The following is a 15,797-nucleotide window of genomic DNA, read 5'->3' as shown; positions in this document are numbered from 1 at the left end:
TCCTTAAAAAGGACGATGTAGATTTACGAAACCTAAGTTAGCAAAGAATTTGAATTTTACTATCCATGAAAAATATCTAAAACCAAAATCAGGTTTAAGATGCAACAAGACTTTCGAAAGAATCATTTGGATTACGGTAAAAAATTGGTGTTTTACGATTTTGATATAAAAATAAACATTTCAACTATTTTAAAGTGTAATTTATACACTTATTATTTATTGTAATATCCAACAAATTCAACAATTTTGTATTTCTGATTTTAATCTGTTAATATTTATAATTTTTCCAATAAACCGACTAACCGTAAACAACCTATATGTATTTCCTGGGATTCGATTTAGGCAGTTCATCAATAAAGGCATGTCTCCTGCATGCAGACACCGGCCAGGTGATTGCTTCGGCTTTTTATCCGGAAAAAGAAATGGCTATTGCCGCACCAAAACCGGGTTTTGCCGAACAGCAACCCGAACAATGGTGGGAAAACGCATGTCTGGCCTCGCAGGCCGTGATGGAGCAGTCGGGGATTTCTCCTGACTATGTGGGTGCAATTGGAATATCGTACCAAATGCACGGCTTGGTTGTTGTTGATAAAGATTTGAATGTCCTGCGTCCTTCCATTATCTGGTGCGACAGCCGTGCCGTCGAGATTGGAAACAAAGCGATGCAGGCTATCGGTGAAAAAACAGTTTTACCTCATTTGTTAAATTCTCCGGGAAATTTCACCGCGTCAAAATTAGGATGGGTCAAACAAAATGAACCCGATGTATATGCCAAAGTGCATAAATTCATGCTTCCCGGCGACTATCTGGCAGCAAAAATGACCAATGAAGTTGTCACTACTCCCTCAGGATTGTCGGAAGGTATCTTATGGGATTTTAAAGAAGAAAAACCAGCTGATTTTCTTTTAGACTATTTTGGCTTTGATAAAAATCTGATGGCTACTGTTGTACCAACTTTTTCTGAACAAGGAAAATTAACGGCAGAATCGGCGGCAGCGCTCGGTTTAAAAGCAGGAATTCCAATTACTTACCGTGCTGGTGATCAGCCAAATAATGCATTTTCTTTAAATGTTTTAGATCCTGGAGAAGTTGCAGCAACTGCCGGAACTTCTGGCGTAGTTTACGGGGTGAGTGATCAGATTAAATTTGATGAAAAATCCAGAGTTAATACCTTCCTGCACGTTAATCATACTGTTGAAGCACCGCGTTATGGCGTTTTGCTTTGTGTAAATGGTACAGGAAGTTTGAATAGCTGGTTGAGAAATACATTGTTACAAGGCAATATTTCCTATCCCGGCATTAATGATCTGGCCGCGCACGCACCAGTTGGCTCTGACGGGTTAATTTGTTTTCCTTTCGGTAACGGTGCGGAGCGAATGCTTGAAAATCAGGACCCTGGAGCCAATTTCCGTGGACTGCAATTCAGTCGTCATGGTATCAGCCATTGGACGCGTGCCGCTCAGGAAGGAATTGTTTTTGCCCTTTACTATGGTATGGAGGTTATGGAAACGCTTGGTGTTTCCTTGAAAAACATAAGAGCAGGTGAGGCAAATATGTTTTTAAGCCATGTTTTCCGTGAAACTTTTGCGAATGTTTCCGGTGCTACGGTTGAGCTTTTCAATACAGACGGGGCCCAGGGTGCAGCCCGTGCAGCAGGTTTGGGACTGGGTTATTACAAAAATCGTAACGAAGCTTTCACAGGTTTATCTGCGGTCCGCACTGTAGAGCCAGACTCTTCTTTAACCGCGTCTACAAAAGATGCTTATGGAAAGTGGAAGGAAGCTCTTCTCAAAGAGGTATAGCATAAAAGCCAAATCGCATAGCAAACCAAAGAAATTAATTTAAAAGAGACCGTACTTTTTTAAATTAATTTCTTTGGTTTTATCTTTTTAGGGGTATTCCCAACCTTATCATTTCCTAAATCTGGAAAAATAATTAGTCAAAATTATTCCAAAAGTGATTAAAATATGCGTTAAACGAAAACCCTAATCAAATATTGAATAAATACAATAATTTATTCAATATTTACATTAAACAAGTATCTTTTTTCATACTTTCGGTGCATTAGTATTCTTTACACTATACACACCAAATATTATGATAAGAAACTTTTACCCTAAATATCTTCTTTTGCTGACTATCCTTTTAATGGTGCCAGCACTTACTTTCAGCCAAATTTATTCCAATACGTTTACAGGGGTTTCCGCCTGTCCAACACCAGGTAACATCTCTACACCGATTCCCAACGTCACTGGAACTGAGCTTACAAGAAACACAATAACGTGCACTCCATTCGCCAATGCTTTTAACTCAACAACCCTGAATAATACAGCATCCATCAACAACAATTCTTATATTGAATTTTCAGTTACAGCCAACGCTGGTTATCAGCTTGACGTTACCTCTCTTACTTTTTTCCGTCAGGGAAGCGCCTCTGCTCCCAATCAACTTGAAATTCGTTATAGTACCGACGGATTTGCTACTTCCAGTGCGTGGGGAGCGGCTCCAAAAACGATTACCTCACCCGGGGCAACTACTACCTGGGATTTTGATGATTTTACCGTAGCAAGCAGTGTCCAATTGACTTTCAGGATCTATCCTTTTGGCACGCAAAGAGCTGATTTAGGTACCAATACAGCATCTACAGGAGCCAGTTTCAGGCTTGACAAAATCATCCTAAACGGAACAGTAATTTCTCCTATGCCTGTTAAATTAAGTTCATTCAAAGGCAGCTTGAATAACAATACTATTTTATTAAAGTGGGAAACTACCTGGGAAGATCAAAATGAAGGTTTTGAAATAGAGAAAAGTACAGATGCCGTCAACTTCCATAAAATCGGATATGTTGAAGGAAACATCACCACAAAATCCAAATCTTCTTATGAGTTTACAGACACCGAAATTCAACCTGACCAGACTTTCTATTTTCGCTTAAAACAGATTGATCTTGATGGAAGTTTTGAATATTCCAGAACAATAGGTGTAAAGGCAAACTCAGCAGACGAAACTTTCGTGTTTCCAAATCCGAATCATGGAAGTTTTGTTGTAAAATATTCCGGTTCTAAAAATCCACAAATCAGACTTTTCAATTCATTAGGCAAAGAGCTATCCATAAAAACGGTCAAATCTGAAAACTCATTTCAGATTAATATAAAAGGTAACCCCGCAGCGGGACAATATGAACTAAGGGTAAATGATGCCGGTAATGATTCCAAAACCAAATCCTTTAAGTTGTTACTAATTGATTAAAAAGACAAACTCATAAACCCTTAATGAAGCTCCGAAACTCTTAAATGAGTGAGGAGCTTTCTTTTTATAGAGAAAGCATTGATATCTTAAAAGTAATCGTAGGAGTAATTCAAAAATTGGATTGCTATTTTTAAAATTAGGGTATTTTTGCAACCTGATCCAACCAACACCACCGAATGAAAAAAGTTAATTTAAGTGATTCCGGCCCAAAAGTATCTGAAGCAGTTTATGGTTTCTGGCGATGGAAAGATGAAGGTGCAGAAACAACAGCCGCCATTGAAAAGACAATTAACTTGTGTTTGGAACTTGGCATAAACACATTTGATCATGCCGACGTTTACGGTGATTTTACCGTTGAGGAACATTTTGGTAAAGTAATCAAAACTAAATCCTTTAAAAGAGAGGATATTGTTCTTTTCAGTAAATGTGGGATAAGAAAGTCAGACAATGGCGATTTCAGCTATTACGACACGTCCAGAGATCATATTATCAATAGTGTCAACGGATCATTAAAAAGACTGAACACGGATTATCTTGATATTTTTCTTTTACAGCACAGCGATTTCCTGGCAGATCCTGAAGAAACGGCCGGAGCATTGGCAGAAGTTGTAAAATCCGGAAAAGTGAAACATATCGGTGTTGCTAACTTTTCTGTTTTCCAGCATCAATTATTGGCTTCCTATCTAAGAATTCCAATTGTCACAAACCATATCGAACTGAATTTGCTGAATACGACAGCCATTGCCGATGGCCGTATCGATTTTATCAAACAAAGTTTTAGCAAACCCCTTGCCTGGGCACCATTAGCAGGAGGGCGGATTTTGAATGGAACCGATGAAAAAGCAGTCGCTTTAAGAGCAAAACTTGAAGAAATTGGCAAAAAATATGACGCTAACATTGAGCAAACGGCAGTAGCCTGGTTAATGAAACTTGGAACGCTGCCCATTATTGGCTCTTTATCGGAAACAAGAATCAGAAACGCAGCAAGTGCTTCGGATATTCAATTAACAAATCAGGATTGGTATGCTCTTTATCAAGTTGTTAATCCATTCTGATAAATTGTAAGTCTTTACTAAAAAGCCGGTTATGTTCTCTAAACGTAACTGGCTTTTTAATTTTTTATCAGTATAAAAACTTTTCTAAGTAATTGTGACTTGTAGAGTTCTAATCCGTATAAATACGGAAAAGCGAATGCTTTAAACCTTAGATAAAAAACTACATAGGACAACATGAAAAAAATATTGATTATCGCCGCTCTATTTGCATTTTCAACTGCCTCTTTTGCACAAGATACAGATTCAACAAAAACTCAGAAAGTAGTAGCAGCCACTAAATCAAAAGCTAAAAAAGTGGGTGCTGTTATTAAAAAAGATGCAAAAATTGTTGGTGAAGGCGTAAAAACCGGAGCTGAAAAAGTTGGCGAAGGCGCTGAAAAAGCATTTGACGGCACTAAAAAAGTAGCGAAAAAAGTCGGAACAGGTGTTAAAGATGAAGTGAAGAAATTGTAATTCTTTTCGAATTCGAATTAATTAAAAAACCTGCTCGATGGCAGGTTTTTTAATTTCAAAAGCAAGTATTTCAAATTGCTATTTGCTCAAAATAATACTCCAGTTACTTCCACTCAACACGCCATGTTTTTCTGAAAAGTTTGCCATATTTATTCCCAATGAAAAATTGAGCAAGCTATTAAAATAACCAACGTCACTCCCCTCAGGCACTTCACCAAAAGTATTGACATATTGAACAGTCCCTTCGTATGCTTTCTTCTCGCTGTTGAAAACCTGAACTTTAATATTTTCCCCTATTTTGATCCCGAGTTGATTGAAAAGTTTTTTATCAATATCAGTCCAAACATTGCCATACTGAATATCCAGAATAGGTATAGTCCCCTTTACTTTCCCGTTTACGAAAGATGGTTTTGTGTAAGGAATTGACACAATCTGATTTGGAAGTTTTGGACCAATCTGATCGTAAGTAATGGTTTTAGAGGCCAGTCTTGCTCCTGTAAATGCATACACATCACGACCATGAAAAGTATAAGATTCGTTCGAATTTTTTCGTCGGTTATTCACTTCATCAATTTCACGAACTTCCTGAATTCCCATTTGCTCGGCAACCAGAGTTAGAGTTCCATTATCGGGCGTGACAAAATAATGTCCTGACTTGGTTAAAAGAACCACCGATTTCCTTTGAGTTCCAACACCAGGATCGCAAACGGAAACAAAAACAGTTCCGGCAGGCCAGTAAGGAGCAGTTTGAACAAGTCGGTAAGATGCTTCCCAAATATTATAAGCCGGGATTTCATGCGTTACATCAAATAATTTAAGATCAGGGGAAACGCCCATCGCAACTCCTTTCATGGCGGAAACAGCACCATCTTTCAATCCAAAATCGGACTGGAAAACAAGAATATTATTTTGGGCTGTTGAAGCAACCGTAATAAGCATAAATAAAACAACGCTTGCCGAAAACCCGGATTTGTTAAGGAAGGAAAATGATGCCATATTTTTTATAAAATTGTATGAATAATAATCTGGAATTTCAGGAATTTAAAAATCCCTGCCATCTTCCGTAAAGTTATAAATTTACCAGGTTATCCGACCTTATCAAATTCGTCTTTGGCATACCTTTTGAGATATGATTGTCGGTTACTTTACTCACTTCATATTAATTAATAATCATGGCAGTTATTGGCGAGCTGATCAAAAAAGCGATTGACATCACAGGTTATATAAAGAGTGATCCTGATCCGGTGAAAGAGCAGCAGGAGATACTTGTAATGCTGCTTGAAAAAGCAAAACTCACCGCTTTTGGAAAAGCATACCATTTCAAGGAAATTCTGGAAAAGGAGAACATCATTGCCGCATTCCAGAAAAATGTTCCCGTCCATGATTACGATAAAATGAACACCGACTGGTGGCATTATTTGTTGGAAGGTCACCAAAATGTAACCTGGCCGGGCGGTCAGAAATATTTTGCGTTAAGCAGCGGCACCACAAGTCATAGCAAACACATTCCCGTCACTGATGATATGCTGGATGCGATTCGAAAAAGTGGCACGGACGAAATCATGAATCTGAGTGCCTTCAATTTACCCGCTGATTTTTTTGAAAAACAAATTTTGATGCTCGGCAGCAGTACCAACCTGACCGAAAAAGATGATCATCTGGAAGGTGAAATCAGCGGAATCAGTGCCAGCAATATTCCTTCCTGGTTTAGCGGATATTACAAACCCGGTCGTGAAATTGCTGATATCAAAGATTGGGACGAACGTGTAAAGTTAATCGCTGAACAGGCACCGGATTGGGATATTGGCTGTTTGTCCGGAATTCCGGCCTGGATTGAACTGATGCTGAAAGAAATTATAAAGAAACACAATCTAAAAAATATTCATGAGATCTGGCCGAATCTTCTGGTATATACCACAGGCGGCGTTGCGTTTGATCCTTACAGAAAAAGTCTGGAAAAATTATTTGCCCATCCCTTAATTTACATTGATACCTATCTGGCTTCCGAAGGTTTTATTGCCATACAAAGCCGGCCTGAAACCACTTCTATGGCCTTATTAACTAAAAGTGGCATTTTCTTTGAATTTGTGCCCATGGAAGGCGACAATATGGATGACGATGGTTTGGTAAAACCGGATGCAGAAATAGTTGCGCTGGAAAATGCAGTTGAAGATGTAAATTATTGCCTGTTAATTTCTACCGTTTCCGGGGCGTGGCGGTATATGATTGGCGATACCGTGATGATAACGGACAAATCAAGAGCGGAAATTAAAATCACAGGCCGCACAAAACATTATCTGAACGTTGTTGGCGAACAGCTTTCAGTCAACCAGATGAATGATGCATTACGCGTTTTAGAAAAAGAATATGATGTGGTGATGACTGAATTCATTGCCGCAGCTGTCCATAAAGATGAAGAATTTATTCTTAAATGGTATATCAGTTCCGACAAATTCCCCGACTTCACCAAAGTTGCTGAATCTCTCGATAATGCCTTGCAGATCAGCAATAAGAATTATAAAGTTGCCCGTGGAAAAGCACTGAAAGGCATTGAAGTTGTGCTCATTTCTGAAACCATTTTTTATAAATGGAGCGAAGAAACAAAAAAGCTCGGTGGTCAGGTGAAAATTCCCCGAGTGATGAAAGAAGAGGATTTTATTGAATTTGAAACTTTTGTGAATCAAAACTTATAAAGCTGCTCTTTGCGCTTCCAGTAATCTCACTTGCTCGACTATATCATCCGGAGAAAGGTATAGCCGGGCAATTTTTTGTTTGTATTTCTCAGGTAAGTCCGCGTGGTTAAGTATGAAATTTTTGGTTTGGATAATGTAACTTCCTAAACCATGCGTTACAGCAAAAGTATCCGCTACTTTTTCGGCCTGCTGAATGTATTTTGTTGAAAAAAGATAGCCAAAGCCAAATCTTATCATCCCGAAAATGTTGCGGTTGTGATAATCCATAATATGTCCCAGTTCATGTCCAATCCAGCCAATCAGAATATCGGTTGGAATCTGATGAATTGGAATTGCAGTATTTGTCAGTTTGAACAGAGCGCTGATATTAATTTGATATCCGCGGTTTTGCTTACCAGAAAACATGGTTTCAATTCTCGGCTGTGCCTGCATAACCGACTTCTTGATATTTTGTTTAAACACAAAATCAATCGGTACGTTTTGCAATTCCGGGTAAAAAGAAAGTGCCTGCAAAATTTCACTTTCTATCACTTTTGGAATTTTCTTATTCTCCCGCACGTGATTAAAGTCGCCCGGATTAAATTGATTTTGATTTACCATATCCTATGCTACATTGACTAATTTATTTTCAGGTAACAAAAACCGATCCAAATTAATCTTTCAAGGTTTTCACATCAACTTTTCGAAGAATTTCCTTTTTGTCAAACAACAATCGCCAAAGTGCAAAGGAAGGTGTTTTGTCGGCCAGACAAGTTTTACAAATTTGTAAATCAGCCGGAACATTGTATACAACCGTTGTATCGTTAATGGGCTGAACATTATCGCTTAATGACGAGGCGTTACTTTTTGCACTGTATAAATATGCCTTCAAAAGCTCCGTTTCTTTTTTATCAAGTTTTGCATTGGTTGTATCATCAGAACCAAGTAATGATATTTTGACTCCGTATTTTTTTTCCAAAGCACCGATAATAGGAATCTCTGATGGATTCTTACAAAGTTCGGCGGCCTTTTCAGGATTTTTCAATAAGGCTTCTTCCAGAGATTTCTGCGCCAGTTTTGAAATTTTCTTTCCCCATTCATCAACCGTATAAATAAGCTGAGTGTTGGTTACACGAATGATTTTCGATGCCTTTATTTCATTGGATAATTCCTTTGTATTTTCAACACGCGTATTGTTGCAACCAAACAAAAGCAATCCAAAAGCCAGAGAATATAGGATACGATTCATTTTATTTTTTATAAGTTAAACAGATAAAGGAATTTTAAAAGCAGATTTCAGTCAAAAAAAACCGCCATTCTCTACTTTTATTCTTCAACGTTAAATACAACTTTGTAATTCAAAACAGACAACGAACGTACGAAAAACATTCTTCAACCTAAAATGCGTATCTTTGTCGCCCGAATATGCAATGCCAAAAGACATTAACGCGATATGCTAGATAAATTAGAAGCCATAAAAGAACGTTTCGAAGAAGTTTCGCAACAAATTATACAACCTGAAATCGTTTCCGATTCTACGAAATATTCCAAACTGAGTAAGGAATATAAGGATTTGGGAAAGATTGTTGAACAATATACAATTTACCAAAAACTTCAGAAGGATATCGCAGGGACGAAAGATATGATCGTCAACGAAAAAGATGAGGAACTGCGCCAAATGGCAAAAGAAGAATTGGACGAATTGCTTCCTAAAATGGAAGAAATGGATTCAATTATCAAAGAGTTGTTGATTCCGAAAGATCCTAACGACAGCCGGAATATCATTCTCGAAGTAAGAGGCGGAACAGGCGGAGATGAAGCGGCGATTTTCGCCGGAGATATCTTCCGTATGTATCAGCGTTTCTTTGAAAAAATGGGATGGAGATCTTCTATCATGGACTTCACGGAAGGTACAAATGGCGGTTATAAAGAAATTGTCTGCAAGGTTGAAGGCGACGATGTATATGGAAAAATGAAATTTGAGTCGGGCGTTCACCGTGTTCAACGCGTTCCGCAAACAGAATCTCAGGGAAGAATTCATACATCCGCTGCCTCGGTAGCCGTTTTACCGGAAGCGGAAGAAGTTGACGTTCAAATTAATATGAATGATGTCCGGATTGATACATTTATGTCGTCAGGTGCTGGTGGACAGTCGGTTAACACAACTTATTCTGCCGTTCGTTTGACTCACATTCCGTCTGGATTGGTTGTTAGCTGCCAGGACGAACGTTCACAATTGAAAAACAAGGAAAGAGCTTTGGGCGTTTTACGTTCTCGTCTTTATGAGATCAAATTGAAAGAACATAATGATGCGATCAGCTCGCAACGTAAATCCATGGTAGGTAGCGGCGACAGATCGGACAAAATCAGAACATACAATTATCCTCAAAGCCGGATCACGGATCACCGTATCGGTTATACAGTTTACAATTTGCCTGCCGTTATGGAAGGTGATATTGGGGAATTTATTGAACGCCTGCGTATTGCGGAAAACGCGGAAAGAATGCAGGAAGGCGAAACGATGTAATTTCAAATATTTAGCTCCATAGGAGCTTCCTGTTTATAGCAATAACATTTGTTCTCCAAGGTTCTGGATCCTTCGGAGCCTCCTGAGAATATTCGTGAATTATTGACCTAAAAAGGAAAGAAGCAAATTACAGGCGACTCCTAAGGAGTCAGGATTCCGTCACGAATATTTGCTTCTATAAACAGGACATCCCTATGGGATGGATTCGCCGATTTGAAATATAACAAAAAAATGTAAAAAGGCTTAAAATGATAAGAACTCATTTTAAGCCTTTTTACATTTATAACCACATTATTTACTTGTATAAAGCTGCTTATAAGTCTTCGCTTTGTAATCTTCAAAAGACTCTTTCTTGTTGTAATTATCTCCAAAAAAAGTGATCACTTCATGAAATTCCTTTGCTTTCATATAACCTGGTAAAGGCTGGATCATTTGAAATTTGTCGTCAAGGAAAACCGTTGTTGGAAAACTTGGTTGATTGTTTTTAAGCGCCAAAGCCATTTGGTGAATTCCTTTTTGTCCTTCTGCAATAAATTCAAACTTTTGATTTCCGAGGGTTATAGCCTCTCTTTGTTCCGCATTCAATTTTACTGCGTAATATTTTTTGTTGATATAATCGATTACCTCGGCATTTTTATACGTTTCCCGATCCATAACCTTACACCAGCCACACCAATCTGTGTAGACATCCACCAGCACTTTGCGCGGTTCCTTCTGGATTTTTGCATAAGCTTCCTCAATCGTGATCCATTGAATTTCCTCTGCTTTTTTATTTACAACATCGGTTCGAAAGCCGCTTAATGTAATAAAGAGGATAAGAAAAAAAGTAATTGCGTAAGCTGATCGTTTCATGATTTTCTAGTATACATTTTTTTAAACGCAATTTTTAAACAAATAATTTTTTTCTGAATTAATATCAGTCAATTTTATATTTAAATTTTACCATCACACATATTCGGTTGCTGATGATTTTTCTGGTAACCTTAAAAAGATATCAATCGTGAAAGTAAATAAAGTTATTCCGCTTATCCGAATTTTTGATGAAGCAAAAGCAACTGAATTTTACGTAAACTGGCTTGGATTTACCGTTGATTGGACACATGAATTTGGCTCAAATTCTCCGCTTTATTTACAAGTTTCAAAAGACGAAATTATTTTGCATCTAACCGAACATCATGGTGACTGTACACCGGGAAGTAAAGTTTTTATAGACTGTGTGGGGTTGACAGAATATCATGCCGAATTAATTGAAAAAAATTACCGGTTCAATTATCCTGGATTAGAAGAAGCTCCGTGGAACGCAATCACCATGGAAGTCATAGACCCTTTTGGAAACAAATTACTTTTCAGCGAATCTAAAGAGTAATCTTTTAGCCACGGATGCACCGCGGCGGACCGTGAATTTTACACGAATAATTTTTAGAACATTCGTGAGAAATTTGTGCATTCGTGGCAAGTTTATTTTTTTATTTTGTCTTTTGAAAAAGAAACAAGTAATCCTCCACTTATAATAAGTGTCATTCCTACTAACGTGGCAATCGTTGGAACAGCCTCTCTCATTAGAAATCCAAATACCAGCGCAAAAAGAATATTAGAATAACCAACTGCTGCAATACGTCCTGCTTTGTCGAAAGTGAAGGATTGTGTCATCATGATCTGGCCTATCATGGCTGTAATGCCAATGGCCAAAAATCCAAGCCAATGCTGCCAGGTAGCCGGCCATTTGAAAGTACCTATCAGAAAATCAAGCTGATCATTTGGGAAATAGGTGCCGATAATAATTGAAAATATTGGCAAGACAATTCCACTTAACATAAAGGAAAGTACGATTGCGCGGGTATCATAAACTTGGCCTAACTGACGAATGGCCAGATAAGCAACGGCCGTTAATAATGCATTTCCTAAACCGATGACGTGATTTCGCACCGACATGGAAAGATCCGGGCGAAAAACAAAAAGAATTCCGGCGAAGCCTAGTACAATCGCAATCCATTCCGTGAGATTTAACTTTTCCCCAAGAAAAAGCCAGGATAAAAAGGCCAGAAAAATCGGATAAGTATATTGATAGGTTGAAGCGCGACCTAAGCCAAGATTTTTAATTGCGTAAAACAGCAAGTATAAAGAAAGCGTCCCAACCACTCCGCGAAAGATAAGCAAGCCCAAGCGACCACCTTTTTGCTTCATCGGTCGCTTTAAAATGCTTGTGCCTATAAATAAAACTCCGATAATGTTCCGAAAGAAAACCAGCTGGACAATATGAAAATCCCGGCTCAGCCATTTTGAAATAGCTGACATAAAGGCAAAGAAAAAAGACGCTCCCAGCATCAAAAGAACACCTCTTTGGGGCGCAGTAAGAGAAAAACGGTTCGCGATGCGGGTTACCAAATTGTCAGAATTTTAAGTAAAGATAACGCATGCGATTTTAAAGAAACGCCGTTTTTGAAAAAACGATTATATGACGCTTCTATAATTTCATTAACTTTGCCAAAGTTTTTGGTGCCAGAAGTTGAATCAAACCAACAATATGGCTTAATAGGGAATCCCGCGAAAAACGGGAGCTGTCCCCGCAACTGTAAGTCTTACGAAAAACTGATCTCATCTGCATAACCACTGTGAAAACGGGAAGGTACAGGATCAGCGAGACAAGCCAGGAGACCTGCCTGAAACATTCAGCGTTTTGATTTTCGGAGGAAAAATCATTTAATCGTTTTCTATGATGATCTTAAAGTTTTACGGTGCATAGCGGCCAAAATCGCTTTTATCTATTGCTGTTGATTCTGCTGGCCAATGCTTTCGGGAATCAATTAATGGCTCAAAAGGATTCAGTTCATCTGGATCCTGTGACTGTTTATGGTTATGCGCCCGAACGTTTTATGAGCGGATTGAAAGTTCAGAAAATTGATTCTGTTACGATGGAACAGTTTCGGTTTAGAAATATTACAGATCTACTTTCGTTGAATACCCCGATAATCATAAAAAATTACGGCCCCGGACAATTAGCAACCGTAGCATTTCGAGGAACTTCTGCAAATCATACAGCCGTACTCTGGAATGGCCTGAATGTAAATTTACCCACTTTGGGACAGACTGATTTTTCAACAATCCCGGTTGCCGGATTTGATCAACTATCGGTTCAATATGGTTCTTCTGCCAGTATTGTCGGTACGGATGCCGTTGGTGGAAGTATTTTATTGGGAAGTACGATGCCGCAGGCAGGCTTGCAAGTGCTGATAGGGCGGCAGCAGGAAAGTTTCCGAAATAACCAAACGCAGGCGACTATAAAATACGGAACAAATCTCGCTAACAAATGGATTTTTGCCGGAAAGACGGCTGCTTATGATGGTAGAATGAATAATCATTATCCCTATACCGAACGAAATAATAAAAGAATGATCCCTTCTGAAACATTCCAAAAAGGTTTGGTTCAGGATTTATATTTTACCAGAAACAAACATCAGTTATCAGCTCATTTCTGGCTGACGGATAACCAATTAACCAACAATCCTGAAAATCTTACGGGCCGGGAATATACCGCAATCAAATCGTATCGTACGATGATCAGATACCAGATTGAAAACTGGACAGTCAGAACTTCCTGGATTCGTGACATTATTGATTACGCAACAGGCGATTATTCAACGCTGGATCATGCCGTTACGGATCGAATTGGTGCAAGGGTTGAGCGTGCTTTTGAGTGGAAAATCGGGAATTTAGGAAACATTCAAATGCAGGTGGGTGGAGAATTTACACATTATAAAACTCAGGTTGTTAGTTATGAGAAACCCGTCATTACGGAAAATCGTGAGGATTTATTTCTCTTAACACGTTGGCAGGCGACTTCAAAATTATTGGTTTCCGTCAATCTTCGTCAGGCTTTTGTCACAGGTTTTAATCCACCATTTACACCTTCGCTTGGTGCTGAATATCGTTTAATTCAAACCAGTATAAATTCTTTAAAAATCAGAGGATCCGTTGGCCGAAGTTACCGAGTTCCTACGCTGAATGAGCGTTATTGGAAAAGTCTCGGTAATCCGGATATTCGCCCGGAAGATGGTTTTAACAAAGAAATTGGTTTGGAAGGAAAACATATTTTCAATGCGATTCACTCATTTTCAGCCAGTATTACAACTTATCATAACCGTATAAATAACTGGACTTACTGGAATCCGGCAAATAATTTCCGCGTGGAAAATCTGCAATTGGTCGTCGCGAGAGGTATAGAAACACAAATTGGCTGGAAAGGGAACTGGTCGCTTTGGAAAGCAAGTGGAAATATTAACTATGCTTTTACAAAAAGTACGCAGGAAAAAGTTTATGATGCTTACGCATCTGATATTGTTGGAAAGCAATTACCGCACATTCCTTTTCATTCTGGAAACGTTACCATTTTTGTACAATATAAAGGCTTTCGTCTAACGGATCAATTACAATTTGTTTCAAAAAGATATACTTTATCAGATCATGCGCAGTCTTCGCAGGGTTACATTTTGGAAAATATTCTTCTGGAAAAAACATTCAACTGGCGTGGAACCGGAGCGACTTTTCAAGGCAGAATCAATAACGTAGGTAATTCTTTTTACCAATCGATTAATGGAAATCCCATGCCCGGACGTAATTTTGCCATTAGTTTATTAGTTTCTTTAAAAACATCAGACCATTCGATATAAAATTATCATCAACACGACTAAGAAAATAAATATTTAAATGAATACCTTACTTGTAAAAACAATGAAAAAACAATTATTAAGAATTCTGACAATATCCTCTATATCAGCAATATTATGGTCATGTAATCAGAGCGACCCTATCCCAAAGGGTAGTTATGTTCAGGGAGTTTTTGTACTTAATGAAGGTAACTTCACACAAAATAACGGCGGAGTTTCCTTTTTTGCTCGTGAAAATACAACTGCTGACGCAGATGTTTTTTCCCTGGTGAATGGCAATGCACTTACTGGTGGCGTTCAAGGTTATGATATTGCAGGAGATCATGGTCTGATTCTGGTTGATAATTCCGCAGCTGGCCAGGATAAAATCCAAATCGTGAATGCCAATACTTTTGCATCCGAAGCTACAATTACCACGGATATTGAAAATCCACGTGATGTTGTAGCCGTAACAAACGATAAAGCCTACGTCACTTGCTGGAGCACACTTAATTCAGATTATTCTTATCCGGTTGGCTATGTTGCTGTTATTGATTTGGCGACTAACAAGGTGACCAAAAAAATCAGCACGGATAAAGGTCCTGAAAAAATGATTTTCTCAAAGGACAAAGTTTTTGTTGGTGATTACTCTTATAGCGACGGGAACAAACTTACCGTTATCAGTACTTCTTCCGATGCAATTTTAAGCAGCATTACTTTCAAATCCGCTCCCAACCCAATCGGAGTTGATGTTAATGGGAAATTATGGGTACAGGCAGGAATCGAATTATTTCGTTTGAATACAGAAACTTATGCCATTGAAACGACATTAAAAATCGGAACGGATGTAACCAAAACACCAGGTAATTTTGCTATGTCCTCCGATCTTTCAACAATCTATTTTGTACTTTCTTATTCGGATGCAAGTTATGTAAGCCACGGAGCTACATACAAATTCTCAATTAATGACACACAGATTAACGTAACAACTCCTTTTATAAACAGAATTTTCTCAGGTTTGGCAGTGGACCCAACCCAAGGATTAGTTTACGCGGCTGTTACTCCTTCTTATTCACAAGCTGGTTACGCTGTTCGTTACCGCGGAGATGGTACTTTGGTAGATTCTGTTAAAGTAGGTGTTGCTCCAACCGGATTTTACTTCAAACAACTTTAATTTTGTTGAATCCGATAAAATAAT

At 38.4% G+C, this 15,797-nt stretch carries 14 protein-coding genes and 1 riboswitch; of the genes, 9 read left to right on the top strand and 5 right to left on the bottom strand.

Translation table 11 applies throughout. The features are described 5' to 3' along the window. Positions 1–317 precede the first annotated feature (317 nt). The 4 genes from FZF08_RS11105 to FZF08_RS11090 all read left to right on the top strand — a co-directional run bounded on the left by FZF08_RS11105 (position 318) and on the right by FZF08_RS11090 (position 4,757). On the top strand, positions 318–1,802 hold the full coding sequence (locus FZF08_RS11105; RefSeq protein ID WP_159468706.1) for a xylulokinase: 1,485 nt from the start codon (positions 318–320) through the stop codon (positions 1,800–1,802). 295 nt (positions 1,803–2,097) lie between these two features. After that, positions 2,098–3,249 carry a T9SS type A sorting domain-containing protein gene (locus FZF08_RS11100; protein WP_159468705.1) on the top strand — a complete coding sequence of 384 codons (1,152 nt, stop codon included), beginning with the start codon at positions 2,098–2,100 and terminating at the stop codon, positions 3,247–3,249. A gap of 176 nt (positions 3,250–3,425) precedes the next feature. Then, positions 3,426–4,304, top strand: a complete 879-nt coding sequence (locus FZF08_RS11095; protein ID WP_159468704.1) for an aldo/keto reductase family oxidoreductase — start codon at positions 3,426–3,428, stop codon at positions 4,302–4,304. A 174-nt stretch (positions 4,305–4,478) separates the two neighbouring features. Beyond that, positions 4,479–4,757: a hypothetical protein gene (locus FZF08_RS11090; protein WP_159468703.1), complete on the top strand. Its 279-nt coding sequence runs from the start codon at positions 4,479–4,481 to the stop codon at positions 4,755–4,757. Positions 4,758–4,835: 78 nt separating this feature from the next. Here the strand turns inward: FZF08_RS11090 and FZF08_RS11085 are convergent, their stop codons facing one another. Beyond that, a complete protein-coding gene (locus FZF08_RS11085; protein ID WP_159468702.1) occupies positions 4,836–5,753 on the bottom strand; it encodes an S-adenosyl-l-methionine hydroxide adenosyltransferase family protein in 918 nt (305 codons plus the stop codon). 176 nt (positions 5,754–5,929) lie between these two features. Here FZF08_RS11085 and FZF08_RS11080 point away from each other — a divergent pair, with 176 nt between their 5' ends. Further along, the gene (locus FZF08_RS11080) at positions 5,930–7,450 is read left to right on the top strand and encodes a GH3 auxin-responsive promoter family protein (protein WP_159468701.1); all 1,521 of its coding nucleotides are present in this window, start codon (positions 5,930–5,932) and stop codon (positions 7,448–7,450) included. Here the strand turns inward: FZF08_RS11080 and FZF08_RS11075 are convergent. Both FZF08_RS11075 and FZF08_RS11070 read right to left on the bottom strand, forming a co-directional pair. Beyond that, positions 7,445–8,050, bottom strand: a complete 606-nt coding sequence (locus FZF08_RS11075; RefSeq protein ID WP_159468700.1) for a hypothetical protein — start codon at positions 8,048–8,050, stop codon at positions 7,445–7,447. The two genes, FZF08_RS11080 and FZF08_RS11075, sit on opposite strands and share 6 nt — an antisense overlap. 52 nt (positions 8,051–8,102) lie before the next feature. Next, a complete protein-coding gene (locus FZF08_RS11070; RefSeq protein WP_159468699.1) occupies positions 8,103–8,678 on the bottom strand; it encodes a hypothetical protein in 576 nt (191 codons plus the stop codon). A 204-nt stretch (positions 8,679–8,882) separates the two neighbouring features. Here FZF08_RS11070 and prfA point away from each other — a divergent pair, with 204 nt between their 5' ends. After that, positions 8,883–9,956 (top strand): peptide chain release factor 1, encoded by a 1,074-nt coding sequence (gene prfA, locus FZF08_RS11065; RefSeq protein WP_159468698.1) that lies wholly within the window; start codon positions 8,883–8,885, stop codon positions 9,954–9,956. 291 nt (positions 9,957–10,247) lie between these two features. On the opposite strand, the gene FZF08_RS11060 is transcribed toward prfA, so the two are convergent. After that, positions 10,248–10,808 carry a DUF255 domain-containing protein gene (locus FZF08_RS11060; protein ID WP_159468697.1) on the bottom strand — a complete coding sequence of 187 codons (561 nt, stop codon included), beginning with the start codon at positions 10,806–10,808 and terminating at the stop codon, positions 10,248–10,250. Positions 10,809–10,956: 148 nt separating this feature from the next. Here FZF08_RS11060 and FZF08_RS11055 point away from each other — a divergent pair, with 148 nt between their 5' ends. Beyond that, a complete protein-coding gene (locus tag FZF08_RS11055) occupies positions 10,957–11,322 on the top strand; it encodes a glyoxalase superfamily protein (RefSeq protein WP_159468696.1) in 366 nt (121 codons plus the stop codon). Positions 11,323–11,414: 92 nt separating this feature from the next. Here the strand turns inward: FZF08_RS11055 and FZF08_RS11050 are convergent, their stop codons facing one another. Continuing rightward, positions 11,415–12,341, bottom strand: coding sequence for a DMT family transporter (locus FZF08_RS11050; protein ID WP_229216494.1), 927 nt, complete (start codon positions 12,339–12,341; stop codon positions 11,415–11,417). A 92-nt stretch (positions 12,342–12,433) separates the two neighbouring features. Next, positions 12,434–12,635, top strand: a riboswitch (cobalamin riboswitch). Positions 12,636–12,721: 86 nt separating this feature from the next. Between FZF08_RS11050 and FZF08_RS11045 the strand changes: the two genes are divergently transcribed. Both FZF08_RS11045 and FZF08_RS11040 read left to right on the top strand, forming a co-directional pair. Next, a complete protein-coding gene (locus FZF08_RS11045) occupies positions 12,722–14,623 on the top strand; it encodes a TonB-dependent siderophore receptor (protein ID WP_229216493.1) in 1,902 nt (633 codons plus the stop codon). 61 nt (positions 14,624–14,684) lie between these two features. Beyond that, positions 14,685–15,773: a DUF5074 domain-containing protein gene (locus tag FZF08_RS11040; protein ID WP_229216492.1), complete on the top strand. Its 1,089-nt coding sequence runs from the start codon at positions 14,685–14,687 to the stop codon at positions 15,771–15,773. Positions 15,774–15,797 lie beyond the last annotated feature (24 nt).

This window comes from Dyadobacter sp. 3J3 (assembly GCF_009801115.1).
In the GTDB taxonomy this organism is placed as follows: domain Bacteria; phylum Bacteroidota; class Bacteroidia; order Cytophagales; family Spirosomataceae; genus Dyadobacter.
Note: the sequence above shows the minus strand (reverse complement) of the source record. Positions and strands in the feature narration are given on the sequence as shown.